The 24,013-nt window shown below is 67.1% G+C and carries 22 protein-coding genes; 8 read left to right on the top strand and 14 right to left on the bottom strand.

Annotated elements, in window-relative coordinates:
- Positions 1–19: 19 nt before the first annotated feature.
- Entirely contained in the window at positions 20–868 is an 849-nt protein-coding gene (locus IE157_RS04410; RefSeq protein ID WP_193519218.1) for an alpha/beta fold hydrolase, read from the top strand.
- Positions 869–896: 28 nt separating this feature from the next.
- Here IE157_RS04410 and recQ read toward each other — a convergent pair whose 3' ends face one another.
- Together recQ and IE157_RS04400 are read right to left on the bottom strand one after the other, a co-directional pair.
- On the bottom strand, positions 897–2,747 hold the full coding sequence (recQ, locus tag IE157_RS04405) for a DNA helicase RecQ (protein ID WP_193519217.1): 1,851 nt from the start codon (positions 2,745–2,747) through the stop codon (positions 897–899).
- Between the two features lie 70 nt (positions 2,748–2,817).
- The gene (locus tag IE157_RS04400; RefSeq protein ID WP_193519216.1) at positions 2,818–3,960 is read right to left on the bottom strand and encodes a Fic family protein; all 1,143 of its coding nucleotides are present in this window, start codon (positions 3,958–3,960) and stop codon (positions 2,818–2,820) included.
- Between the two features lie 526 nt (positions 3,961–4,486).
- Here IE157_RS04400 and IE157_RS04395 point away from each other — a divergent pair.
- On the top strand, positions 4,487–4,990 hold the full coding sequence (locus tag IE157_RS04395; RefSeq protein WP_193519215.1) for an FBP domain-containing protein: 504 nt from the start codon (positions 4,487–4,489) through the stop codon (positions 4,988–4,990).
- 88 nt (positions 4,991–5,078) lie between these two features.
- Here the strand turns inward: IE157_RS04395 and IE157_RS04390 are convergent, their stop codons facing one another.
- From IE157_RS04390 to IE157_RS04340, 11 genes are all read right to left on the bottom strand, one after another.
- Complete coding sequence (locus IE157_RS04390) at positions 5,079–6,428, bottom strand: threonine/serine exporter family protein (protein WP_193519214.1); 1,350 nt, start codon at positions 6,426–6,428, stop codon at positions 5,079–5,081.
- A 125-nt stretch (positions 6,429–6,553) separates the two neighbouring features.
- Positions 6,554–7,861 carry a replicative DNA helicase gene (gene dnaB, locus IE157_RS04385; protein ID WP_231885474.1) on the bottom strand — a complete coding sequence of 436 codons (1,308 nt, stop codon included), beginning with the start codon at positions 7,859–7,861 and terminating at the stop codon, positions 6,554–6,556.
- A 307-nt stretch (positions 7,862–8,168) separates the two neighbouring features.
- A complete protein-coding gene (locus IE157_RS04380; RefSeq protein WP_193519213.1) occupies positions 8,169–8,480 on the bottom strand; it encodes a hypothetical protein in 312 nt (103 codons plus the stop codon).
- A 156-nt stretch (positions 8,481–8,636) separates the two neighbouring features.
- On the bottom strand, positions 8,637–9,086 hold the full coding sequence (gene rplI, locus IE157_RS04375) for a 50S ribosomal protein L9 (protein WP_035962847.1): 450 nt from the start codon (positions 9,084–9,086) through the stop codon (positions 8,637–8,639).
- 20 nt (positions 9,087–9,106) lie between these two features.
- Entirely contained in the window at positions 9,107–9,343 is a 237-nt protein-coding gene (rpsR, locus tag IE157_RS04370; RefSeq protein ID WP_012399405.1) for a 30S ribosomal protein S18, read from the bottom strand.
- 66 nt (positions 9,344–9,409) lie between these two features.
- The gene (locus tag IE157_RS04365; RefSeq protein WP_193519212.1) at positions 9,410–10,048 is read right to left on the bottom strand and encodes a single-stranded DNA-binding protein; all 639 of its coding nucleotides are present in this window, start codon (positions 10,046–10,048) and stop codon (positions 9,410–9,412) included.
- A 124-nt stretch (positions 10,049–10,172) separates the two neighbouring features.
- A complete protein-coding gene (gene rpsF / locus IE157_RS04360) occupies positions 10,173–10,478 on the bottom strand; it encodes a 30S ribosomal protein S6 (RefSeq protein ID WP_012399407.1) in 306 nt (101 codons plus the stop codon).
- Between the two features lie 129 nt (positions 10,479–10,607).
- A complete protein-coding gene (locus tag IE157_RS04355; RefSeq protein ID WP_193519211.1) occupies positions 10,608–11,027 on the bottom strand; it encodes a TM2 domain-containing protein in 420 nt (139 codons plus the stop codon).
- 50 nt (positions 11,028–11,077) lie between these two features.
- On the bottom strand, positions 11,078–12,247 hold the full coding sequence (locus tag IE157_RS04350; protein ID WP_193519210.1) for a hypothetical protein: 1,170 nt from the start codon (positions 12,245–12,247) through the stop codon (positions 11,078–11,080).
- 9 nt (positions 12,248–12,256) lie between these two features.
- On the bottom strand, positions 12,257–13,516 hold the full coding sequence (locus tag IE157_RS04345) for a glycosyltransferase 87 family protein (RefSeq protein WP_098055751.1): 1,260 nt from the start codon (positions 13,514–13,516) through the stop codon (positions 12,257–12,259).
- A gap of 113 nt (positions 13,517–13,629) precedes the next feature.
- Positions 13,630–15,054, bottom strand: a complete 1,425-nt coding sequence (locus IE157_RS04340; protein WP_193519209.1) for a CCA tRNA nucleotidyltransferase — start codon at positions 15,052–15,054, stop codon at positions 13,630–13,632.
- 222 nt (positions 15,055–15,276) lie between these two features.
- Between IE157_RS04340 and IE157_RS04335 the strand changes: the two genes are divergently transcribed.
- The 6 genes from IE157_RS04335 (at position 15,277) to IE157_RS04310 (ending at position 22,332) form a co-directional block, all read left to right on the top strand.
- Complete coding sequence (locus tag IE157_RS04335; RefSeq protein WP_064845478.1) at positions 15,277–15,777, top strand: NUDIX hydrolase; 501 nt, start codon at positions 15,277–15,279, stop codon at positions 15,775–15,777.
- A gap of 65 nt (positions 15,778–15,842) precedes the next feature.
- Complete coding sequence (gene murJ / locus IE157_RS04330) at positions 15,843–17,498, top strand: murein biosynthesis integral membrane protein MurJ (RefSeq protein WP_193519208.1); 1,656 nt, start codon at positions 15,843–15,845, stop codon at positions 17,496–17,498.
- Positions 17,499–17,565: 67 nt separating this feature from the next.
- Positions 17,566–19,446 (top strand): hypothetical protein, encoded by a 1,881-nt coding sequence (locus IE157_RS04325; RefSeq protein WP_193519207.1) that lies wholly within the window; start codon positions 17,566–17,568, stop codon positions 19,444–19,446.
- A 102-nt stretch (positions 19,447–19,548) separates the two neighbouring features.
- A complete protein-coding gene (trxB, locus tag IE157_RS04320; protein ID WP_193519206.1) occupies positions 19,549–20,586 on the top strand; it encodes a thioredoxin-disulfide reductase in 1,038 nt (345 codons plus the stop codon).
- An 88-nt stretch (positions 20,587–20,674) separates the two neighbouring features.
- Positions 20,675–21,010 (top strand): thioredoxin, encoded by a 336-nt coding sequence (gene trxA / locus IE157_RS04315; RefSeq protein WP_085107233.1) that lies wholly within the window; start codon positions 20,675–20,677, stop codon positions 21,008–21,010.
- 152 nt (positions 21,011–21,162) lie between these two features.
- Entirely contained in the window at positions 21,163–22,332 is a 1,170-nt protein-coding gene (locus IE157_RS04310) for an N-acetylmuramoyl-L-alanine amidase (RefSeq protein WP_193519205.1), read from the top strand.
- Positions 22,333–22,488: 156 nt separating this feature from the next.
- On the opposite strand, the gene IE157_RS04305 is transcribed toward IE157_RS04310, so the two are convergent.
- Positions 22,489–23,697: a ParB/RepB/Spo0J family partition protein gene (locus IE157_RS04305; RefSeq protein WP_404820588.1), complete on the bottom strand. Its 1,209-nt coding sequence runs from the start codon at positions 23,695–23,697 to the stop codon at positions 22,489–22,491.
- Positions 23,698–24,013: the final 316 nt, after the last annotated feature.

Genomic DNA, 24,013 nt, shown 5'->3' with positions numbered 1-24,013 from the left:
TGCGCCATAGGGTGGAGGCATGACTCGAATCACCAGCTTCACGCGACAGGGACTCACATTCGACGTTCTCGACCAGGGCCCGGAGGACGGCCCCGTGGTCCTGTTGCTGCACGGTTTCCCGCAGGATGCCCGCGGCTGGGACGACGTCGCCGAACGGCTGAACGCGCAGGGGCTGCGCACTCTCGCCATGGACCAGCGTGGGTACTCCCCGGGCGCCCGACCCACCGAGCTGGCCGCGTACCGCCGCGAGGAGCTCTCCGCGGACGCGCTGGCCCTCGCGGACGAGGCCGGAGCGGAGCGGTTCCACCTGGTGGGCCACGACTGGGGCGGGGTGCTCGCCTGGGACATCGCCCTGCGCGCACCGGAGCGGGTGACCTCGCTGACCGTGCTGTCCACCCCGCACCCCACCGCGCTCGGGCACGCGCTCAAGACCCCGGACCAGCTCAAGAAATCCTGGTACATCGGCATGTTCCAGATCCCCGCCGCACCGGAGCGTCTGCTCGCCGGTCGCGTGGGAACCCTCACCCGCCGTGCGGGCATCCCCGAGGAGGCCGCGGAACGCTACGAGCGTCGCTTCGCCACCGCGGACGACCTGCGCGGGCCCATCAACTGGTACCGCGCCATGCTGCGCAAGGACGGCGTGACCGGTAAGAATGCTGGAAACGGCATCATCACGATGCCCACCACGTTTGTGTGGGGCAACCGGGATCCCGCCCTGGGCCGAACGGCCGCGGAGGAGACCGAGGTGTACGTGCACGCGCCGTACGAGTTCATCGAGCTCGATGCCGGACACTGGCTGCCCGAGCGGGAGGCCCCCGCGGTGGCCGAGGCCATCGTGGACCGCATATCCTCCGTCACGTCCGACTGACGCCGAACGGCCGGGGCAGTTCTCACCGTCAGGACCCCGGGGAGCCCAGCACCTCCAACACGGCGTCCCCGTATTCGGCGAGCTTCTTGGCGCCCACTCCGCTGATGCCGCTGAGCTGCGCGGTCGAGGCCGGGGCGGCCTCCACGATGCCGACGAGCGTGGCGTCCGAGAACACCATGTAGGGCGGGATCTGCTTCTCCTTGGCCACCGATGTCCGCCACTCCCGCAGCGCCTCGAAGGTCTCCTTCGCGGCCTCGTCCAGGGTGTCTGCGGCCCGTGAGCGCCCGCTGCCCCCGCCGCTGCGGGCGCGTCCGTTCGCGCGCGCCGTCGGCGCCCTGTCCACCGCCAGCTCCAGGGTGCCCTCACCGCGCAGCACGGGTCCGGCCTCCGGGCCGGGAACGAGCACGCCGAAATCACCGACGGCCTCCACGACCCGGCGGGCAAGCAGCTGCCGCAGTACCGAGCGCCACTCCCGCTCGGAGAGGTCCTGCCCGACCCCCCACACGCTCAGCTCCTGGTGGCGCGACGCCTCCGTGCGCTCGTTGCTGCGGCCCAGCAGGATGTCGAAGACCTTGCCGGAACCGAACTGCTCACCGCGTTCGCGTTGCAGCCTGATGAGCGTGGACAGCAGCTTCTGGGCGGGCACGGTGGCGTCCCAGACCTTGGGCGGGTTCAGGCACGTGTCGCAGTTGCCGCACGGCTCGGAGTCCTGGCCGAAGTACCGCAGCAGCTGCACACGACGGCAGTCCGTGGTCTCGCACAGGGCGAGCATGGCGTCCAGGTGCGAGCGCGCATTGCGTTTGTGCAGGTCAGATCCGTCTCCCTGGTCGATCATGCGCCGCTGGTTGACCACGTCGCCCAGGCCGTACGCCATCCATGCCGTTGCGGGCATACCATCGCGGCCAGCGCGGCCTGTCTCCTGGTAGTACCCCTCGATGCTCTTGGGCAGGTCCAGGTGGGCGACGAAGCGGACGTCCGGCTTGTCGATGCCCATGCCGAACGCGATCGTGGCGACGACGACGATTCCCTCCTCCCGCAGGAACCGCACCTGCGTGTCCTGGCGCACTGCGGCGTCGAGACCCGCGTGGTAGGGCATGGCGTCGACCCCGCGGGCGCCGAGCCACGCGGCAGTGGACTCCACGCTCTTGCGGGACATGCAGTAGACGATGCCCGCCTCCCCCGGGTGCTCCGACTGGATGAGCCGCAGCAGCTGGTCCTTCGCACGGTCCTTGGACTCGATCCGGTACTGGATGTTGGGGCGGTCGAAGTTGGAGACGAAGTGCCGCGCGTTCTCCATGCGCAGCCGCTCGGTGATCTCCTGGTGGGTGGCCCGCGTGGCGGTCGCGGTGAGTGCGATGCGGGGAACATCCGGGAAGGCGTCCGCAAGCACGGACAACCCCATGTAGTCGGGGCGGAAGTCATGCCCCCACTGGGAGACGCAGTGCGCCTCGTCGATCGCGAACAGGGCGATCGGTGCGCGCTTCAGCAGCTCAACGGTGCGCGGCAGGATGAGCCGTTCGGGGGCCATGTAGAGCAGGTCAATGTCCCCGGCGAGAAGCTGTCGCTCCACCTCCTGCGCCTCGTAGGGCTCCAGGGTGGAGTTGAGGTACGCGGCGCGGATACCCACGGCCTCGAGCGCGGCCACCTGGTCCGCCATGAGCGCGATCAGCGGGGAGACCACCACGCCCGTGCCGTCCCGCAGCAGTGCGGGGATCTGGTAGCACAGGGACTTGCCGCCGCCGGTGGGCATCAGCACCACGGCGTCCCCGCCACCCACCACCTGCTCGATGATCTCCGCCTGCTCCCCACGGAAGGCGTCGTACCCGAAAACCTCCTGTAGGACGCCCAGGGATGTGGTGGCAGTGGCGGAGGAAGTCATGCCTCCAGGGTAGGTGCTCAGCACTGGAGCATTGTGCGCTCACCTGCCGTCGCGTGGACAGTCCCGCACCTCAGTCACGCAGGATAGCCGGGAGCATGTCCAACTGGTTGAGGCGGCGCACCACGTGCTTGGTCAGAACGTTGCGATGCAGACTCACCACGTACCGCCCCGGCCCTGACATCTTCTGCAGCAACCCGGACTCAACCATGCGGCGCAGACGGTGGCTCCTGTTCGACGGAGACCCCTTGATCACGTCCTCGAGATCGCCCGCTTTGGCCTTCCCTTGGCGCGCCACCGCGTAGATCACATCTGCCTCCGTCTCCGTGAGCTCCCCCGCCGCGAGGGCGGCATTGACCGAGGGCCCCACGACCTCCTCGGAAATGAAGCGGGGGGCAGCAAGCCGACTGACCCTGTCCATGTCGTCCTTGAGGCCGTGGATCACATACCCGGCCCAGGCCAGCACCCCCTCCGGGCTCAGGGAGTCCGCTCCCGCGAGGTGGTCGTAGTACGACTGCCGGTCGGCACCAAAAACTGCTGTGGGGTTGAGCGGACGCGCGGCGCTCCTGGAGGTGTAGCCCTGGTTGCTCAGCATGGCGTACGTCAGCAGGCGTGAGACCCGCCCGTTACCATTGGCAAACGGATGTATCCAGACGAACCGGTGGTGGACCAGCGCGATCTGGAGGAGTTGGTGCTGTGCGGGTACTTCCTTGTTTGCAAACTCCAGGAGCTGGTCCATGTCCGCCTGGACGGACCCGGGTGCGGGCGGGACGTGGGACGCTCCAGCGATCCCGACGGGGATTGTTCGATAGCTGCCCGGGTGCTCGTCACCCTCACGTTCGAGTCCCTGCACGGCGAGCTGGTGGAGTTCACGGATCAGCCCATGAGTCAGGGACAGCCTTCCATCGGCTGCCAACTCGTCCATGTAGTCAGTTGCCTGCTCCAGCTGCAGAATCTCTCGCACGGCGTCTGCTGCTGGCTGTCCCGTGGCCGCGGCCCGCCGGGCTTCGGCCACGACATCCGCCACCGTGGTCCGGTTCCCTTCGATGCGTGCCGACATGACGCTCGTGAGACCTTGGAACAGCCTGCGCAGCTCCAGGCCAAGAGGGTCGTCAAGGTGCTCAGTACGAAAATCCACGCGCACCCGCTCCAGGGCGAACAGATCCGTCACGAGCGCACTCGCGAAATCGACCTCGGGGAAGACCATGGGTTGCATGTATCAAAATTTATCCGAGGATCAGACAGATTTGAACATCGGAGCCTCTGCCCCTTAGAAACACGGGGAAAGGAGGCAATACCCACTTGTAAATTCTTGACTTCTACGAGTATGGGAACTTGACGCTCACCTCCAGCGGGATACCCTTCTGGGCGACCCGATGCCAGGTGGTGGGCAGCCCCACGGTGGATCTAAACTGTCCCCGTACGTTTTCGAGATCCACAGCCGTGGAGGAACGAGGCTTTCGTGCGTCAGGGGGTTGCCGGCTTCTTCACCGCCGGCACTAGACAGCGCTGACCGGACGCGGCGGGTGAAGACCACCCCGTCGTGCGCTTTCACCCACCCCTTTCCACCTCCCCGCGGCGACCGCGCTCCACGAGCGCGCCGAACGCCGTCGCCCTCCCGCACCACACGGCACGACGACGCCGCCCGCACCCACCGCGCCCCTTGACACCCGGGCGCCCGCGCGCCGTCCTGACCCGCACGTGGCAGGCAGGGAAAGGCCATCCTCGAAGGACCAAAGAACATGAATACGCATACAGAAACCGAGATCCGCAAGAGCTTCGTCAACTGCTCCAAGGGCGCCGCGCAGCGCATCAACATCCCGCAGGACGTGCTCCACGGGGACTGGGAGTCCCAGATCTTCCTGGGCTGGTACGACCCGAAGTCACCGCGGGCGGGCTACGTCGTCGTCGAGACCAAGGACGGGTTGCGCGGGCTGGTGCTCGAGAAGAGCGCGCAGAAGGCGAGCGGTGGCGCACGCATGTGTCAGATCTGCCTGACGTTGCACCCGGCCAGCGGCGTCTCACTGGTGTCGATCCAGCGCTCCAAGACCGCGAAGGACCGCTACAACTCCGTGGGTACCTACGTGTGCTCGAACCTGGCGTGCAGCGACTATACGCTGGGGCGCCGCAAGCCCGAGGGCATCCGGCAGATGGAGGAGACCATGAGCCCGGAGGAGCGCGCCGATCGCGCGCTCGCCAAAATGCGCGGACTCGTGGAGCGCGTGGCCGAGGCCATGGGGAAGTAGCGGCCTCCGCGGCGGGGCGGACGCGGGCAGGACCCACCTCGCCGCCGGGCGCGCAGCGCGGACCGCCCCAGCTTGATCTGCGCCCGCGTCAGCTGGTGAAGGGCTTGGAGAAGATGGGAACCATGATGTCGCTGAAGTTCTCCTCGTTCGCCATCTCGCGGCGGAACTTCTGGCCCGGGTGGTGGCGCTTGAACTGGCGACGCCGCCCGGCCCAGAGGACCTCGGACGCCACGTACTGCCCGAGCATGCCGCCCATGCACAGGCAGAACGCGGTGATGGCAGCCTCGAGGACGTTCTCCCCGGCGTCTTCGAGGCCGAAGATCACGCCCAGGACACCCTGGTAGACGAGCATTCCCGGGAACAGCGGGAGCAGGACGACCATGAGCGTGGCGTTCGAGGCCAGGTTCAGGGCGCGGGTGAGGGTGACGCTCAGGATGCCCGCGACGATCGAGGCGATCAGAATGGCACCGAACGAACTGATGCCCGTGGCGGTGATGGCGAGGACCCCCAGCTGCACCAGGCCGCCGAATAGACCGAGGGACGCCAGCTTCCACCCACGACCACCCGAGGCGAGCGCGAAACCGGCGGAGACCACGGCGGCACCAAGGACGGTGAGGGCCCAGCGGGAGTCGTCCATCTGCAGCGTCTCGATGTAGTCCACGGAGTCCCCCACGAGCGGCCGCATGGCGTGGATCCCGATGGTCACACCGGCCACCAGACCGGCAGTGCTCGTGATGGCCTCGAAGATGCGCCCGGAGGCGGAGACGTACCACCCGGTGATGACGTCGTGCACCGCACCGTACGCGGCAATCCCCGCGAGCCACGCGGCCAGGGCTGCCACGATGCACACCGCCGTCTGGGTGATGTCGAAGAGGACCCCTGCCACAGTGGCCCCGAGCACTGCGGTCAGTCCCCCGGCCGCGAGGCTGAAGACCTCCGGGGCCTTGATCCGCTGAACGAGGGCGTAGACGCCGTACACGATCGCGGAGACGATCGCGGCCGTGATGGCGGTGGGCCAGCTTCCGCCCAGGATGAGAGCGAACCCGACACCGAACATCCCGAAACCGGTCACCGTCAGACGGTGGCCGATGTGCCGGGACTCCGCGAGGATCTCGTCCATGCGCTGGATCCCCTCCTCTGCAGAAATCCGGCCGAGCACGAAGTCCTCCAGCACCTCGCCCGTGTCCGTGCGCAGCTGGATGTCCAGGGTTCCGGGCTGGGACTCGAACACGCGAGTGCTCGGCGCCTTGTCCGGCGCATCCTGGTGGCTGATCGTCACCTGCCCCAGGCCCACGCTCACCGTGACGTCCCGCAGGTCCGTCTTGCTAAAAATCGACAGCACGGACTTGGTGGTGTTGGCGGACCCGGCCCCGCTGCGGATCAGGGCGTCCGCAATCTGGAAGGCGAGTTTGTAAGCAGCCTGTTCAGTGGTAAGCACCGACAAAGCGTAGTGGGACGGGCCGGTTACGGGCGAGGTGGGTGCGATCCCAGGGGGTGGGAGGTTGGAGGCAAGGCGCAGCTCGGCTCGCCCGGAACGCAGCACAAGACGGGGAGCTGAAGACTTTAGAACCCCTCCAGCGCCATGTTCGCGAACCGTGAGTAGTGGCCCTGGAACGCCACCACGATGGTCTTCGTGGGACCGTTGCGGTGCTTGGCCACGATCACGTCCGCCTCACCGGCGCGCGGGGACTCCTTGTCGTAGACGTCCTCGCGATGCAGCAGGATGACCATGTCCGCATCCTGCTCGATTGACCCCGATTCACGCAGATCACTCACCTGCGGCTTCTTGTCCTGGCGCTGCTCGGAACCACGGTTCAGCTGGGACAGCGCCACCACGGGCACGTCCAACTCCTTGGCGAGCAGCTTGAGCGCACGCGAGAACTCGGAGACCTCTTGCTGGCGGGACTCCACCTTCTTGCCAGAGCTCATGAGCTGCAGGTAATCCAGCACCACGAGCTTGAGGTCGTGCTTCTGCTTGAGCCGGCGGCACTTGGCGCGGATCTCCATCAGGGACATGTTGGGGGAGTCGTCGATGAACAGGGGCGCCTCGTTCATCTTGCCCATGATCTGCGCGATCTTGGCCCACTGCTCGTCCTGCAGGGTGCCCGCGCGCAGGTCCTGCATGTTCAGGGTGCCCTCCGCGGAGAGCAAGCGCATGGCGATCTCGTTGCGGCTCATCTCCAGGGAGAAGATCACGGACGTCATGTTGTGCTTGATGGACGCGGAGCGTGCCACGTCCAGGGCGAGCGTGGACTTACCCATGGCCGGACGCGCCGCGATCACGATCATCTGTCCGCCCTGGAACCCGTGGGTGAGCTCGTCCAGTTCGATGAACCCCGTGGGCACACCCTGCATCCCGGAGCGGTTGCCTGCGGCCTCGATCTCGTCCACGGTGGCTTCCATGACGTCCTTGAGCGGGACGTAGTCCTCCGCCGTGCGCCGCTCGGCCACCTGGTAGATCTCGCCCTGGGCCTCGTTGACGATGTCGTCCACTTCACCGTCGTGCGCGTAGCCCAGCTGCACGATCTTGGTCCCGGCCTCCACGAGCCGCCGCAGCACCGCGCGTTCCCGCACGATCTCCGCGTAGAACCCCGCATTGGCGGCCGTGGGCACGGATGCGATCAGCGAGTGCAGGTACGCGATCCCCCCGATCCGTTCAATCTCACCGTTCTTGGTGAGCTCGTCCCCCACGGTGATCGCGTCCGCCGGTTCGCCGCGCCCGTACAGGGAGACGATGGCGTCGTAGATGTTCTCGTGCGCCGGCTTGTAGAAGTCCACGCCCCGCAGCACTTCCACTACGTCCGCGATGGCGTCCTTGGAGAGCATCATCCCGCCCAGCACCGACTGCTCGGCCTGGTTATCGTGCGGCATGGTACGGCCGTAGTCCTCGCGCGGCCCGGACGAATATTCCGACACCCTCACTCACTTTCCTTGCAGACGAATGCGCCCACCTCGAGCGGCGCACCCGTTCATTCTCCCACCGCTCTCCGACCCTCATAGCCGCCCGTGCTCGTTGCAGAGCCGGGCGCTGAGTAGACGACGACGAGCGGCCCGGTGGCGCGCCGTCGTCGTCCACGGCCTGTGGAAAAGTACGTGGAAAACATGTGGAACACGCCGTGCAGTGCTGTGCACAGGCTGTGGAGAGATCTGTGGAAAACCCGTCGCAGCTGTGGGTAACTCACCCGAGCAGCGCGAAGAAGAGCAGCCAGAGCAGGGGCGATGTCACGATGGCCAGGAGCAACACCAGAACGTAACGGCCCCGCAGGGCCGAGAAGGCCACGGTGCCCGCAATGCCTAGAATCAATGCCACAAGGGACGCGACTACGCTCAGGATGAGGCCGGCCACCAGGACAGCCACCGCACCGCGCGGCGCCAAGGAATTGCCGGCGAGGAATGCCCCCAAGAAGAACACCAGGGTCAATGTCACGCACCCCAATGCCACCCAGAACAGCGTGCGGCCCGTGCTCAACCTGCGTGCGCTCATGATCATGACCGCCATCCTCCCACGGTGCTCTGCGCGATCTCTGGAAGCCCGAGGACGGCAAGAACCCCGTGGAACGAGCGTTCCACGGGGTTCTCATACATCACCCGCGAGCCCCGCGAACCGCGTGAACAGTTCAGGGGCCCGGATGCACTCGAGGTGCGATCAGGCGGGGACGACCTCGAACTCCACGTTCGCGTTGACGTCCTCGTGCAGGTGGATCACGGCCTGGTACACGCCGGTGGTCTTGATGCGCTGGGTCAGGTCCACGCGACGCTTGTCGATGGAACCCAGACCGGCGGTCTCGACCGCGGAGGCGATGTCCCCGGCGCGGACCGTACCGAACAAGCGACCCTCGGCACCGGACTTGACCGGGACGGTCAGGGTGGTGGAGGTCAGCTTGGCGGCGAGAGCCTGGGCGTCCTCGAGGGAGGACAGCTCACGGGCCGCACGAGCCTGCTTGATGGAGTCGATCTGCTTCTCGGCGCCGCGGGTCCACGGAGTCGCGAAGCCGCGGGGGAACAGGAAGTTACGGGCGTAGCCGTTCTTCACGTCCACCACGTCACCCGCGGAACCGAGCCCGGAGACTTCCTGGGTCAAAATGATCTTTGCCATGAATTCTCAGTCCTCTCTGATCAGCGGCCGGCGCCGGAGTAGGGCAGCAGAGCCACTTCACGAGCGTTCTTGATCGCCTGGGCGATCTTGCGCTGCTCCTGAACGGACACGCCGGTCACGCGGCGAGCGCGGATCTTGCCGCGATCGGAGATGAACTTACGCAGCAAGGCGACGTCCTTGTAGTCGATCTCGGTGACGTCGGCCGCCTTGAGCGGGTTCTGCTTCGGTTTCGGCTTGCGAATTTCAGCCTTGGCCATCGTGGTGCTCCTTTTCTGGTGCGGAGCCCGCAGGCGTACCTGCGGGATGGGTTGGAATGGTTGTGTTTAGAAGGGGGGCTCGTCCTCGGCGCCGGTTCCCCAGTCGTAGTTCCCACCGGAGGACTGACCCCAGGGATCGTTGCCCTGCTGACGCGGTTGCTGGCCCCCGCGGCCGCCCTGGTTCCCGTTGAACCCGCCGCCCTGGTTGCCACCGCCGGGGTTGCCACCACCGGGGTTACCGCCACCCTGGTTGCCGCCGAAGCCGCCACCCTGGTTGTCGTTGAAACCGCCCTGACCGCCGCCGAAGCCTTGGTTCCCGCCGTAGGAGTTGCCTCCGCCGCGCGAGTTCCGGTTGATCTTGGCGGTCGCGTACCTCATGGAGGGGCCGATCTCGTCCACTTCCAGCTCGGTGCTGGTGCGGCGCTCCCCTTCCTTGGTCTCGTACGAGCGTGCCTTGAGCCGGCCCTGGACGATCACGCGGGTTCCCTTGGTCAGGGACTCCGCCACGTTCTCGGCAGCCTCACGCCACACCGAGCAACGCATGAAAAGGGTCTCCTGATCCTTCCATTCGTTGCTCTGCCGGTCGAAGGCGCGCGGGGTGGACGCAACGGTGAAGTTGGCCACAGCGGCTCCGGACGGCGTGAAGCGCAATTCGGGGTCTGCAGTCAGATTTCCGATCACTGTAATGACGGTGTCGCCAGCCATGTGAACCTCCGGATTCTGTGGACGCTGGATGCGAGACTCAGTGGGGTGAAAAGCATCTCACGGGGACTCTCACGAGCCCGTGGTGAGTGCGTGCTGTGCAGCCCGGGTGGGCCGCACGCTCACCTCACTTGCCGTGGATCTTCTGCTCTTCCGGACGGATGATCTTGGTGCGCATCACGGCCTCGTTGAGGCTCAGCACGCGGTCCAGTTCCTTGGCGGTCTGCGGCTCGGCGGTGAAGTTCACCACGGCGTAGATCCCCTCGGACTTCTTCTGGATCTCGTAGGCCAGACGACGACGGCCCCAAATGTCGAGCTTGTCGACGGTGCCGTTCTCCTTGGTGACGACCTCGAGGAACTTCTTGAGGGTCGGCTCGACGGCGCGCTCCTCCACCTCGGGGTTGAGGATGACCATCAGTTCGTATTCACGCATGTAAAGAACCCACCTCCTTCGGGCTAAGCGGCTGCGGTCCTTCCGCAGCAGGAGGTTCTGTGCGTATGTCGGTGCCGGCAGCGATCGGCGCACGGCACACAGACTTCCCCATTTTACTACAACGGGGGCTCAGTAGCCACCGACGCGTCGGGCCAACCGAGCGTTGAGCGCGCCCACGCGCAGGGGGATCACGAACAGGTCGATCAGCATGAGCAGCCACAACAGACCCAGGAAGAACCAGCCGATCAGGATCCCCACGGTGAGCCACCCGATCGCGGAGAGCACCAGGTAGAAGATCCCTTGGAAGGGCTGGGCCAGGTAGAACTTGTGGACGCCGAAGTTGCCCAGGAAGAACCACAGGACATAGGCCAGCACGATGGACCTGCCGCCCACCACGTTGACGTTGACCGGCTGGCCGACGGGGCGCTGGTGACCCCACCCGGGCGCGGTGCCTGCGGGGCCGAGGCCGGCGCCCTGGCCGTAGCCGCGGGACGGCTCGTCGCGGCGCGGTAGCGGTTGTGCTGTGTAGTACTCCGGTTCGTCGGCCATGATGAACCCCTCTTCCACTCCCCGGTTGCCTTGATACAACCGCTCCCATCCTAGGAGCGCTGGCTGGCCCTCTCCCGCTCGGTCAGCGTCGAGCGCAACTGCACGTCCGTGTCCAGGTCCTCACCGTTGGTCCGGGCCGTCACGTCGATCCCGAAGCCCACGGTCCCCGAGTGCTGCCGCCCGTTCTGCAGCCAGGTCACGGTGGCCACCGTGGGACGGAACCGCACGGCGTGGAAGGCCAGGGGATCGTCGTCATCCTGTGCCAGGAGCAGTGACGGGCGGGACTGCAGTTCCCACCGAATGTTGGACACGCCCGGCGGGACCTCCGTGGGAGCCCCGGTGGGTGAAGCACTGGGCGAGGCGGAGGGTGACGCCGCGGGCCCGCCTCCCAACTGCGCGGGCAGCGGGCACTGCGCAGCGTCGAAGCGCAGCACGCGTTCGCATTGGCCCACGGCGTCCTGAACGGCCCGCTCCGCGCCCTCCCACATGTGCGGCGACGCTGTGAAGTCCAGTTCGACCTCGGCGGACCGGGGATCGCTCATGGATATTTCCGCGGAGGCATGTTCGCTGGCCAGGAGATACGAGTCCTCGGGCATCGCGATGTCGTAGACCCCGGGCAGGCCCTCGAACTGCCACGTGCGCGCGGGTGACCCGGGATCGGAAGGGTCCGTGGGGAAGAGCTCGGAACCGTTCGGACGCACCTTGTTGCCGTTGACGGACGCCGCGTCCACCGCCGCGGGCAGTCGGACGTCCACAATGGCGTTGTCGCGTTCCACCAATCGCCACGAGTCGTTGAAGGGGCCCCAGGACGCCACCTTCTCGACCGTGTACTCACGGTGCACGGTGGAACCGTCCCCCAGGTGGATGTCCACCCCCACCGCGGCGTGTTCCCCGTGATTCTGGACCCCCACGAAGTCGTGGCCCTGCGGGCGGTTTGCGGCATCCCGGTACACCCCGTTGGACAGCAGCTGGGCCAGGGGGCGGTCCCCGCCGATCAACAACGGTGCGAGGACCTGACGGGAACTGCCGCCCTCGAGGTACCCCAGGTACCTGCCCACGGGAGCCTCGGGATCCCGCGAGACCAGGAAGTAGTTGGCGAGCGCGGCCCACACGGTGGACGCGACCGCGACGAACACCAGCACGAGCAACAGGGGTAGGCGGAGGGAACGCCAGGACGGCAGCCTCAGACGAGCGAGGGTCTCGGAGTCGCGCGGTGCCATGCCGGGTTCTTACTGGACCGCGGACGCGCCGAGCGCCGCAGCCTTGCGTCCCCGGAACATGTCCACCACGACCGCCACCACCAGATAGATGAGAAAGACATAACGTACTACGGCCAATATATCTTGGGCGCTCCAGCCGAATTCCTCGACCCACGGCAGGGTGGGCCATGCCGAGGCCGGCAGCACCACGGTGGCCCAGTAGAGCACTTCCACCACCTGCCACAGCCCGAACTCAATCCAGTTGCGACGGCACAGGATGACGAGGGGCACGAGCCACACCACGTAGGTCAGGGAGTACTCCTTGGCCAACAGGATGTAGAGCGCGAGCAACAGGAACGTGATCTGCACGGCCGAGGGCTCCCGCTTGCTGAGCAGCGCGATCAGGAGCACGAACACGAGCGCCAGGATCATGCTCAGCAGGACGTACTGACCGTCCGCGCCGGTTCCCAGGGACACCCCGGTGCGCGGTTCAACGGTGGAGCTCCACACGTTCCACAGCGAGGGTTGTTCGGTGTCGGAGCGCACCATGTCCCCGAACTGGACCCGCCAGCGATCCCACGCCGTGACCATGTACGTCCCGTTGATCAGGGCCCACGCGACCACGGCCCAGATGAACGCGGAGAGGATGTCCTTGAGGAACCGGTGACGCGCGGCCATGATCAGGATCGCGAGCAGCACCACCACGGGGAAGAACGCCACGGAGGCACCGAAGCCCACCATGATCCCCGCGAGCGCCGGGTTCCCGCGTACGTAGCCCAGCAGGGCAAGCATCATGAACAGCACGGCCCACAGGTCCCAGGACTGGAATCCCACGAGCACGATCACGGGGGCCAACGCCATGACCAGGGCGTCGGAGCGCCGGTTGCCGCTCAGCGAGGAGACCACGCCCACGATGGCCAACCACACGAGGGCCAGAAGGATCAGGGAGAGGTCCAGGTAGAAGCCCTGCCCCACGTCCAGACCTAGCAGAGAGGTCAGGTTGGAGGCGAACCACCCGATGATCGTGGTGATCATCCCCACGAGCACCGGCTGATCCCCCGTGGGACCCCCGGTGAAGAACCCCCCGGCCACGTCCGACGAGCGCACACTGAGATCCCCGGTGCCGATCACCGTGGCACACAGCTCGGGAACCTGCTGGGCCATGTTCCAGTCCGGTACCCGGCACGGGATGCGCAACAGGTAGGCCATCATGACCGTGTACAGGCCGAGGCCCAGCAGCATCAGACCGGCATTGCCTCCCGATCTGTTGCGCGCACCTTCCAGGCTCATGCGGGATCTCCTCGGAACGCGGGTACGGATGCTGTCAGTGTTCCACGGGGGCGGGGAGTCCACGCGTCATGGCGCGAGTGTTCCGCTGCGGTACCTCGGCGTGGCCCTCTCCGTCAGGAGTCGATGACGCCCTTCTCACGCGCCCAGGACACGAGGCGCTCGCGTGCCACGTCCTCCCCCACGGCGCCCTCGTCCAGACGCATCTCCAGGAGGAATTTGTACGCGCGGCCCACCTGGGGCCCGGGCGGTATGCCCAGGATCGCCATGATCTGCTGGCCGTTCAGCTCGGGCCGGACGGCGTCCAGCTGTTCCTGCTCGGCGAGCTGGTCGATGCGGTGTTCGAGCTCGTCGTAGTGCCGGGCGAGCCGGGAGGCCTTGCGCTTGTTGCGGGTCGTGACGTCCGAGCGGGTGAGCCGGTGCAGCCGTTCGAGTTCGTCCCCCGCGTCCCGCACGTACCGGCGCACCGCGGAATCGGTCCAGTCGGCGTCACCATATCCGTAGAAACGCATATGCAGTTCCACAAGGCGGGTGACCCGCTTGATCGTGTCATTGTCGAAGCGCAGCGCCTTCATCCGCTTGCGCGTGAGCTTGGCCCCCACCACCTCGTGGTGTCGGAAGCTCACGGCCCCGGACGGTTCGAAGCGGCGCGTGGCGGGTTTTCCCACGTCGTGCATGAGCGCCGCGAAGCGCAGCACGAAGTCCGGGGCGGGCACAGGGCCGTCCGGACCGGTCTCCTTCTCCGCGGCCTGTTCCATGACCGTGAGGGAATGTTGGTAGACGTCCTTGTGATGATGCGCCTCGTCGGTCTCCAGCTGCAGCGCGGGCACCTCCGGGAGCACGATCTGCGCGAGTCCCGTGTCCACCATGAGTTCGGTGCCCCGGCGGGGATGGGCGCCGCAGATCAGCTTGACCAGTTCCTCGCGCACCCGTTCGGCGGAGACGATCTCGATCCGCTCGGCCATCGCGGTCATGGCCTCCCGCACGGGCTCCGCCACGGTCAGACCCAACTGGGAGCTGAACCGCGCGGCACGCATCATGCGCAGGGGATCGTCCGTGAACGAGTCCTCCGGGGTCCCGGGGGTGCGCAGCACACCGGCGTGCAGGTCCTTGATCCCGCCGAACGGGTCCACGAGCTCCATGCCCGGCAACCGCAGGGCCATGGCGTTGACGGTGAAGTCGCGGCGTCGCAGGTCCTCGGTCAGATCGTCCCCGAAGGCCACGGTGGGCTTGCGGGAATCGGGGTCGTACGCCTCGGCGCGGTAGGTGGTGACCTCCAGCTGCATGCCGGACTTGCGCATCCCGATGGTCCCGAATTCCCGGCCGATCTCCCAGTGTGCATCCGCCCAGTCCCGGATCAGCTCGAGGGTCTGATCGGGGCTCGCGTTCGTGGTGAAGTCCAGGTCCAGCGCGTCCCGGCCCAGCAGGAGGTCGCGTACGGGCCCGCCCACCAGGGACAGCTCGTATCCGGCGCTGTCGAAGAGGCGCCCCAGCTCGTGGGAAACGGGGTGAAGTGAGGAGGTGTCCAGCAACTGCGTCATGATGAGCGTCATTATCGCATCACGGCGAGCGCCGTCGGCCGGCTCGGGGCGGCGTCTGCGTCGGCGGGTGCGAGCGGAATGTGCCGTCGGCCGGCCCGGCCGGCCCGACCGGAGCGGGCGTCGTCGGGCCCGCGGCGGTACAACCGCTCTCGACCGCGGCGAACGGACCGCCGCCGGACCCATATCAGGGAGTGTCCCGGGAATGTCGCTAAGGTAGATGGCATGGCTTTCCCCGTACCCAGCGCGCCCAAGAGGCGACCGAACCAACCGGTCTCCGCGCTGCCCACGGTGGAAGAGGTGTCGGCCGGTGGGATCGTGGTGGACCTGTCCGATCCCACGCATCCGGTGGCCATCATTGCTCGGATCAACCGCGGTGGACGGCTCGAGTGGTGCCTTCCCAAGGGTCATCCCGAGGGCGAGGAGACCAACGAGGAAGCCGCGGTGCGGGAGATAGAGGAGGAAACCGGAATCATGGGCCGCGTGCTCTCCCCGCTGGGCAGCATCGACTACTGGTTCACGGTCTCCGGACACCGCGTGCACAAGACCGTCCACCATTTCCTGCTGGAGGCCATCGGCGGATTCCTGACCACGGAGAACGACCCCGACCACGAGGCCGTGGATGTAGCGTGGTCCGGGATCGACGCCCTCGGCCGGAAGTTGTCCTTCCCCAACGAACGGCGCATCGCGGACATCGCCCGGGAATACATCATTCACCAGTTGTAGGCTGTCCCGTCCGATCCGTCGTGCGCCGTACCCGGCCCGTCCCCCCGCGCAGGAGGCCTTGACCCATGCAGAAGTCCGGTGCGCGCTCCAGCGCGATCATGGCCTCCGGGACCCTGGTGTCCCGCATCCTGGGGTTCGTCAAGACGTTCCTGATCACGGTGGCCATCGGTTCCGCCGCGACCATGGCGGATGTGTTCCAGCTGGCCAACACACTGCCCAACCTGATCTACGTGCTGATCGCGGGCGGTGTGTTCAACGCGGTGCTGGTGCCGCAGATCATCAAGGCGTCCAAGGCGCAGGACGAGGGCGCTGATTACATCTCCCGGCTGATCACACTCGCCGTGATCGCGCTGTTGGTGATCACCGCGGCGGTCGTGCTGTTGGTGCGCCCCATCATGAATCTCATGGGCCCGGGGTGGTCGGACGCCCAGCTGGCCATGGGCACCACGTTCGCGCTGATCACGTTCCCCCAGATCTTCTTCTACGGCCTCTACACGGTCGTGGGTCAGGTGCTCAACGCCAAGGGTGCGTTCGGTGCGTACATGTGGGCCCCGGTGCTCAACAACGTCATCGCGATCGCCGCCCTGCTGGTCTTCATCCAGCAGTTCGGTCCGTTCCGCACCAACCCGCACACCCTCGAGAACTGGAGCTCCGCCCAGACCTTCTGGCTCGTGGTCATGGCCACGGTGGGTGTCGCCGCGCAGGCCTTCATCCTGTTCTGGCCGCTCGCCCGGCTGGGACTGCGGATCCGCCCGCGCTTCGGATGGCGCGGGATCGGGCTGTCCACCGCGGCGCGCCTGGGCGGCTGGACGCTCGCCACCGGCGTGATCGCCAACCTCGCGTTCATGGCCCTGTACCGCACCGCGGCGATCCCCACGGGTGCCCGGGCGGACATCGCGTCCGGCCCGGGTGGGGCGCCCCCCATCGCGGGTACGGCCGTCCTGGACCAGGCCACCATGCTCTACGCGTTGCCCCACGGGGTAATCGGGCTGTCCATCGCCACCGTGTTGTTCAACCGCATGGCGGCCGCGGCGTCCGAGAAGGACCGTGACTCCCTGGTCTCATCCCTGTCCTCGAGCCTGCGGGTCACCGGTGTGGCCACCGTGTTCTGCATGGTCGCCCTGATCATGTACGCGGGTCCGCTGGGCATGCTGTTCTCCGGTGGTGTTCCCGCCGCGGGCGCGGTGATCGGTCAGGTCATCACGGTGATCGCCATCGGCGCGCCGTTCATGTCCACCGCGTTCATGCTGGGCCGCGCGTTCTACGCCCAGGAGGACGCGCGCACCCCGTTCCTCGTGCAGCTGGGGGTGTCCGTCTTCACCGTGATCGCCGCCGTGCTGATCGCCCGGGTCTTTCCGCCCGAGCACATGGTGTTCGCCGTCGCGGCCTGTTACGCCATCCAGAACGTGCTGGCCACGGTGATCTACCACTACGCCCTCACGCGGCGGATCGGGGACTACGGCCTGTCCCGGATCGTGAGCAGTCACGTGCGCATCCTGGCCGCCTCGCTCGTCGCGGGCGTGGCGGGAGTCGTGACGCTGTGGTTGCTCGGCGGGTACCGCACCGACGGTTTCCCGTGGGGTAATCAGACAGCAGCCCTGATCAGCCTGGCCGTGGGCGGGCTCGTGATGGCCGCCGTGTACGCCGTGGCCCTGAAGTTGTTCCGGGTCCAGGAGTTCACGGGTTTGCTGGCCCCGCTGCGCGCCAAACTCGGCCGGTAGACTGCCCGAAAGATCGTTCTCGCGCCCGTGCGACCCCCGTGGCGCCCGATTACCAGAGGGAGCCACCGTGTCCCAGCCCATTGCGCTTGGAGCCGTTCTGGGGGGCCGTTACAAGGTCACCGCGTCCCTGCTGAGCACCGCCGAAAACGATCACGTGCTCCAGGGCGAGGACCAGATCCTGCGCCGCCGGGTCTCAATCCTGGTGCCCTCCCCGGCTCACGAGTCACTGCTCGTGGACAACGCGCGTTCCCTGGCCGCCGGCGCCGGGCACAGCGGCTTCCAGGTCCTGGACATGGGTCAGACCGAGGACTCCACCTACCTGGTCACCTCCTATGCACCCACCGCGGACCTGTTGGACGCGCTGCTGGTCCAGGACGACGACGCCGACGACTACTCCCTCTCCGACGACATCTTCGGGGACTCCCGCTCGGCCGCCTCCTCCGCCTACATCTACGAGGAGCCGGACCCCACACAGCCGCAGGAGACCGTCTCCCGGGATCCTGAACCCTCGGCGCGCCCCGCCGTCACGCGCTGGAACGCCTCCGACTACGACGATTACGACGACGCCCCCGCCGCCCCGGCCGTGCGCAACAAGCTCGGCTTCGCGCGCAAGGTCCGCCCCGACGCCGTGCGCTCCACGATGTTCGACCGCGCAGCCACCCGGGGCGCTGCCGCCGGGGCGACCGCAGCGACGTCGGCCGAGGCAATCGATCCCACCTACGACGGCGACAACCGCTACGAGAGCTACGAACGGACCGAGGGCAAGCCTGGGCGCCTGGATGAACAGCCCTCCGCGCCCCGCTCGGCCCGCGATGACGACGCCGCTCAGGACGGCACCGCGGCCATCCGCACGGTCGCGCCGGCCTCCGGTGCAGCGGCCGGGCATGCTTCGGCATCGGACGCCGACGCCGCGTCGCTCCCCGGCACGGCCCCTGGTGACGACGCTGCTCCCCTGGACGATCCCGCCGCCCCGGCCAGGACGGCCGCCGGTGGTTCGGATGCCGCCGCGTCCGCCGAGAGCGTGGGTACGACCCATGCCGCCGGGGGCGGGATGATGAACGCCGCGGCGACCACCGCGGCGGCGGGCGGGATCGCGGGTGCGGCAGCGGCGTCGTCGGCGAATGCATCCGCAGGGCACTCCCCCGCGGGGACGGACACCGCAGCGGCGCGCACCGCGGACGGGGCGAGGGAGCCCGCGGCCGGCGGCGCAGCCGCACGCTCCGCCCACGCCGCCGAACGCGAGCATGCCGCTGATCCGGCGGGCGCGGGTGGCGCCCGGCCCGGCTCCACCGAACGATCCCGCAAGGGCCCGCTGCGGTGGCTGTTGCTGTTGTTACTGATCATCGCGCTGATCGCGGCGATCGTGCTGGGCTTCCGCGGGCTCGGTGCGCTCACCGGGCAGTTCGGACAGGGCGGGGCCCCGCAGGAGAACGCAGCGCCGAGCGGGCCCGCAGGCTCCCCCGCGGCGTCGAACACGCCGAGCCCGGCCGCCACACCGCAGGTCGGGACGGTCACGCGGGTGACCCAGGACCCAAACTTCATGACCGACACGGACGCCACGCTGGGCCAGGCCACGGACGGCAACCCGGGGACCTCGTGGCTGAGCTACGGTTTCTCGAACTCCCAGTTCGGGAACCTAGTCCAGTACGTGGGACTCGCCGCGCAGCTGCAGGACCCCGCACCCGTCCGGAAACTCACGATCCAGCAGGACGGTGGCACCGGCGGACAGTTCACGGTGTACGTCTCGGACGGCCCGTCGCTCGACGGCGCGCAACAAGTGGGCACGGGCTCGTTCACCGGGCCGCAGGTCAGCGTCCCGCTCTCCGAGGCCGCGCAGAACGACCCGCACCGGTACGTCCTGGTGGTGTGGAACGAATTGCCGCGACTGAACAATCCCATCGGCGGCTACCCGTACGGCTTGCGGATCAGCGAACTGTCCGTGCGCTGAACCCGGTGACGCCGCCGAACGGAATATCTGGCGGTGCTCCCCACGTTCTTGGGTGTAGTTGACATCCGCACACGCGGTGACTCGTGGAAAGGTTTCGTACCAGTGAGCAATCAGCCCGGCATTTTCGCGAATGCTGTGAACCTCAAGGTCGGCAGCGCGGCGGAGGCCTCCGCTGCGTCCGAGGACGCCCGCACCACCTCCGCGGACGATGCCGTTCACGACGTCGTCATCGTGGGCTCCGGTCCCGCGGGGTACACCGCCGCCATCTACACGGCGCGCGCAAACCTCAACCCCGTGGTGCTGGCCGGGTCCGTGACCGCCGGTGGTGAACTCATGAACACCACGGACGTGGAGAACTACCCGGGGTTCATCGACGGCATCATGGGCCCGGACCTGATGAACAACATGCAGCAGCAGGCCGAGCGCTTCGGGGCGGACATCCGCTACGAGGACGTCGTCTCCGCGGAACTCGACGGAGAGATCAAGACCGTGACCGTGGAGGGCGGGACCGTGCTGCGCGCCCGCGCGGTCATCATCTCCACCGGTTCCGAGTACCGCAAGCTCGGTCTCGAGGACGAGGAACGGCTCTCCGGCCACGGTGTGTCGTGGTGTGCCACGTGCGACGGGTTCTTCTTCAAGAAGCAGAACATCGCGGTGGTGGGCGGCGGTGACTCCGCGATCGAGGAGGCCACGTTCCTGACCAAGTTCGCGGACAAGGTGACCCTGATCCACCGCCGGGACCGGTTCCGTGCGTCCGAGATCATGCAGCAGCGCGCGTTCGACGACCCCAAGATCGAGATCCTCTGGAACACCAAGGTCACGGGGATCCAGGGCGCGGACAAGGTGGAGTCCCTGGCCCTGGAGGACACCGTCACGGGTGAGACCTCTGAGCTGGCCGTGACCGGTCTGTTCGTGGCCATCGGCTCGGACCCCCGCGTAGGACTCGTGAAGGATCAGCTCGAGTTGACCGTGGACAACACGATCGCCGTGGACGGGCGCAGCTCCACGACCTCGCTGGCCGGTGTCTTCGCCGCCGGCGACGTGGTGGACGCGACCTACCGCCAGGCGATCACCGCCGCGGGCTCGGGCTGTGTGGCCGCGGTGGACGTGGAGCACTACCTCGCGGCCCTCGACAGCTGATCCGAACCCACCTGACAACCCACTCCCGCCCGGAACCGCCGGAACGATTCGGCGACCGAGCGGGGAAACCCATCGAAAGGAAACGCACATGAGCTCTGCAAAGGACGTCACCGACGCCAACTTCAAGGCCGAGGTGCTCGAGAACTCCAAGCCCACCATCGTGGACTTCTGGGCCGAGTGGTGCGGTCCGTGCCGCCAACTCGGACCCGTGCTGGACGCGATCGCCGCGGAGCACGCGGATCACGTGGACGTGGTGAAGGTCAACGTGGACGACAACCCCGCGATCGCCTCCCAGTACGGCATCACCTCGATCCCCGCGGTGTACCTCTTCGCGAACGGCGAGGTCGCCAAGACCTCGATCGGTGCCAAGCCCAAGTCCGCGCTCGAGAAGGAGTTCGGGGACTACCTCAACCCCTCCGCGTGACACATCCGACCCGGGCCCGCATCACTTACGTGCGCGGGCCCGGGTTTTCTCGAACCCAATTGCAGTGTGCGAACCACACCGTGGGAGTGGCTCGCCGACCCCAGGGAGACCACGTGCCGCCATCCACCCCCGGAGCCGCGCTCAGACACGGTATGACCGACCGCCGCATCACGGGTCTCAGGGAACGCCTCGTCAGGGCAGAGGGCGAGGACCTACCCCTGGCCGGCGACAGCGTGCCGGACCCCACGGTCTTCGACGACCGTGTGGACCACGCCGTGCGGGTGTTCCAGCAGCGCAAGGGGCTCATCGTAGACGGCGTGGTCGGTCCGGAGACCGAGGCAGCACTCAACGACGCCCAGTACAGGCTGGGTGACCGTCCACTGTTCTTCGACGAGGTGGCCCCGTTGCACGGCGACGACGTCGCGGAGCTGCAGGACAACCTTTCGCTGTTGGGTTTCTACTACGGGCACCTGGATGCGGTGTTCAACCGACAGACCGAGTACGCCGTGAAGGAACTCCAACACAGCCTGGGTGTCCCGAGTGACGGCATCGTGGGTCTCGATACCCTCTCCGGGCTGGCTCGCGTGCGCAAGAAGATCACCTCGGCCAAGGCCTTCTCCCTACGAGATCACCACCGGCTGGAGAGCCTCCAGGAGGCCCTCCGTGATCGCCTGGTGCTCCTGGTGCCCTCCGGCGCCGGTCCTCAGGTGTCCCCAACCGGGGCCCCGGATTCGTTCGCCGCGGATCAGGATGCCATCACCCTCGACGTCGCGCAGCGCACCCGCGACCTTCTCCGCGCGGTGGGCGCCAAGCCCGTGATCGCAGCGGCCCAGGGCGCCGGCGCTTCGTCGTCAGGTGCTGGACCGGAGGACTCGGACGGGAGCGTCCCCGAGGTCCTCCCCGACGACGCCCTTGTGCTCACCCTGCAGTGTGATTGGAACTCCTCGCCCCTGGCCCAGGGTGTGGCCACCTTCTTCTGGGGTGCACCGGACACACGTCAGGCGTACTCCCCCGTGGGTCAGCTCGCGTCGGACATGATCCTGCGTGAGCTGGTGGCCCGCACGGGTGCCCTGGACCTGGGGAGCCATGCGCGGCAGTGGAGCGCACTCCGTGAGGTCCGTACCGCGGCGGCATGGGTCGATCTGGGATACCTTTCGAACGAGGATGAGGCCTCCCGGCTGCGGAGCGGTGAGTACCGCGCGCGTTTGGCGGAGGCGCTTCTGTGTGGCCTCCAGCGCGTCCTGGCATCCACTCCGGAACCCACCGCCACAGGAACAATGAGCCTGGCGGATATCCAGGACTATTACCGTAGGGACGGCTGAACGCACCTCATCATGGGGCGATAGCGATGCGTTGGAGACAAGGCTGATCGCCTTGCTGCTGACACTCGATCGCCCGGCTGGTCTGTTGAGGTGATGGAAGTAGGGCCGCGATGTTTCACGTGAAACATCGCGGCCCTTAGTCGTGGCTGCGGAAGATCAGTTCGCGTCCAGCTTGGGGTCCAGCACGTCGATGATGCGGTTGAGGTCCTCGACCGATGCGAACTCGATCGTCATCTTGCCCTTGCGCGCACCGAGCTGGATCTTCACGCTCGTGTCCAACTTGTCGGAGAAGGCATCTGCGATGTAACCCAGTCGGTCATCGTGGCGGGTTACGGGGGTCTTCCGCTTGGTCGCGTGTCGCTTGAGACCGTCGGAGAGGGCGACGAGCTCCTCCGTGGCGCGCACCGACAGCCCCTCCGCCACGATCCGCTGGGCGACCCGCTCCATCTCGGCGGGATCCGTTAGCGCCAACAGGGCACGCGCATGTCCCGAGCTCAGTACCCCCGCGGCCACGCGACGCTGCACGAGCGCCGGGAGTCGGAGCAGGCGCAGAGTGTTGGAGATCTGCGGCCGGGAGCGTCCGATCCGTTCCGAGAGCTGCTCCTGAGTGGCCCCGAACTCCTCCATGAGCTGCTGGTACGCGGCGGCTTCTTCAAGGGGGTTGAGCTGAGCCCGGTGCAGGTTCTCCAGCAGGGCGTCCCGCAGGAGATCATCGTCCGCCGTGTCCCGGATGATGGCCGGGATGACGGCCAGACCGGCCTCCTGGACGGCTCGCCAACGCCGTTCGCCCATGACGAGCTCGTACTTCTGCTCTCCCCCCTCATGACTGGGACGCACGACGATGGGCTGCAGGACACCGAGTTCCTTCACCGAAAAGGCTAGCTCGGCGAGCTCGTCCTCATCGAAGTCCTGGCGCGGCTGTTTACGGTTGGGGTGGATGTCCGTGACCGAGATCTCCGCGAAGGTGGCTCCGGGGATGCTCTGCAGGTCTTCCTGGGCAGAGTGTTCGGCAGGCACGACCTCCCGCTGTGACGCGATGACATCCGCCGCGGGGATATGCTCTCCGACGGTGTCCGCAGCACCATCGGCGGAGGCGGAAGGAGGCGCTATGTTCCGCGTGGTAGAAGATTGGACCGATGTTTCACGTGCAACATCGGCAGAGCCGGACTTTGCCTGCTCGTTCGCCCGGCCAGCATTCTTGGGTGTGTTGTCCACGGTCTCCTGGTGAGACCCATCCGCTGTACTAGAGGAGGTCACCTCTCCGGTCCGCGAGGAGTTCCGGATTTCGTCGGTACGCGAGAAGTCGTCAGCGTTTTCCGCATCAGTTTCTTCGTCACCACTCGATGGCAGGAAGAACATGTCCACCGGGCGGCGCACATTCGTTGTACTGCGCAGGGCCTGGCCCATGTCCCTACGGGTCCGTGGTGACTTGCTTCCACGTGATGCCGGAGCCTTCGGGGAATCGGATGTTTCACGTGAAACATCGTCGGAGCGTGACCCGGCGGCATTGGCGTCGTTTTTGGTCGTACTCACCTGCGTCTTAGACTTGGCCGCGTCCGGCTTAGTGCCCGCACCCTTTTCGGCGCCCGCTTCCCCCGTTTTAGTCGATCGCGAAGACCGACGCACTGAGGTTCCAATTCTATTGCCGTCACCGGTCGGGCCGGCTTTCTTACCAGCTGCC

The organism is Kocuria marina (assembly GCA_014652975.1).
Taxonomy (GTDB): Bacteria; Actinomycetota; Actinomycetes; order Actinomycetales; family Micrococcaceae; genus Kocuria; species Kocuria marina.
Note: the sequence above shows the minus strand (reverse complement) of the source record. Positions and strands in the feature narration are given on the sequence as shown.

What these genes read in the sequence shown, in the direction of transcription:
- trxA (WP_085107233.1), top strand. Translation starts at nt 20,675, where the DNA reads ATGAGCTCTGCAAAGGACGTCACCGACGCCAACTTCAAGGCCGAGGTG.
- IE157_RS04395 (WP_193519215.1), top strand. Translation starts at nt 4,487, where the DNA reads ATGAATACGCATACAGAAACCGAGATCCGCAAGAGCTTCGTCAACTGC.
- IE157_RS04340 (WP_193519209.1), bottom strand. Translation starts at nt 15,054, where the DNA reads ATGACGCAGTTGCTGGACACCTCCTCACTTCACCCCGTTTCCCACGAG.
- IE157_RS04335 (WP_064845478.1), top strand. Translation starts at nt 15,277, where the DNA reads ATGGCTTTCCCCGTACCCAGCGCGCCCAAGAGGCGACCGAACCAACCG.
- IE157_RS04350 (WP_193519210.1), bottom strand. Translation starts at nt 12,247, where the DNA reads ATGGCACCGCGCGACTCCGAGACCCTCGCTCGTCTGAGGCTGCCGTCC.
- rpsR (WP_012399405.1), bottom strand. Translation starts at nt 9,343, where the DNA reads ATGGCCAAGGCTGAAATTCGCAAGCCGAAACCGAAGCAGAACCCGCTC.
- IE157_RS04380 (WP_193519213.1), bottom strand. Translation starts at nt 8,480, where the DNA reads ATGATCATGAGCGCACGCAGGTTGAGCACGGGCCGCACGCTGTTCTGG.
- IE157_RS04310 (WP_193519205.1), top strand. Translation starts at nt 21,163, where the DNA reads ATGACCGACCGCCGCATCACGGGTCTCAGGGAACGCCTCGTCAGGGCA.
- IE157_RS04400 (WP_193519216.1), bottom strand. Translation starts at nt 3,960, where the DNA reads ATGCAACCCATGGTCTTCCCCGAGGTCGATTTCGCGAGTGCGCTCGTG.
- rpsF (WP_012399407.1), bottom strand. Translation starts at nt 10,478, where the DNA reads ATGCGTGAATACGAACTGATGGTCATCCTCAACCCCGAGGTGGAGGAG.
- IE157_RS04410 (WP_193519218.1), top strand. Translation starts at nt 20, where the DNA reads ATGACTCGAATCACCAGCTTCACGCGACAGGGACTCACATTCGACGTT.
- recQ (WP_193519217.1), bottom strand. Translation starts at nt 2,747, where the DNA reads ATGACTTCCTCCGCCACTGCCACCACATCCCTGGGCGTCCTACAGGAG.
- IE157_RS04345 (WP_098055751.1), bottom strand. Translation starts at nt 13,516, where the DNA reads ATGAGCCTGGAAGGTGCGCGCAACAGATCGGGAGGCAATGCCGGTCTG.
- murJ (WP_193519208.1), top strand. Translation starts at nt 15,843, where the DNA reads ATGCAGAAGTCCGGTGCGCGCTCCAGCGCGATCATGGCCTCCGGGACC.
- IE157_RS04365 (WP_193519212.1), bottom strand. Translation starts at nt 10,048, where the DNA reads ATGGCTGGCGACACCGTCATTACAGTGATCGGAAATCTGACTGCAGAC.
- rplI (WP_035962847.1), bottom strand. Translation starts at nt 9,086, where the DNA reads ATGGCAAAGATCATTTTGACCCAGGAAGTCTCCGGGCTCGGTTCCGCG.
- IE157_RS04355 (WP_193519211.1), bottom strand. Translation starts at nt 11,027, where the DNA reads ATGGCCGACGAACCGGAGTACTACACAGCACAACCGCTACCGCGCCGC.
- dnaB (WP_231885474.1), bottom strand. Translation starts at nt 7,861, where the DNA reads ATGCCGCACGATAACCAGGCCGAGCAGTCGGTGCTGGGCGGGATGATG.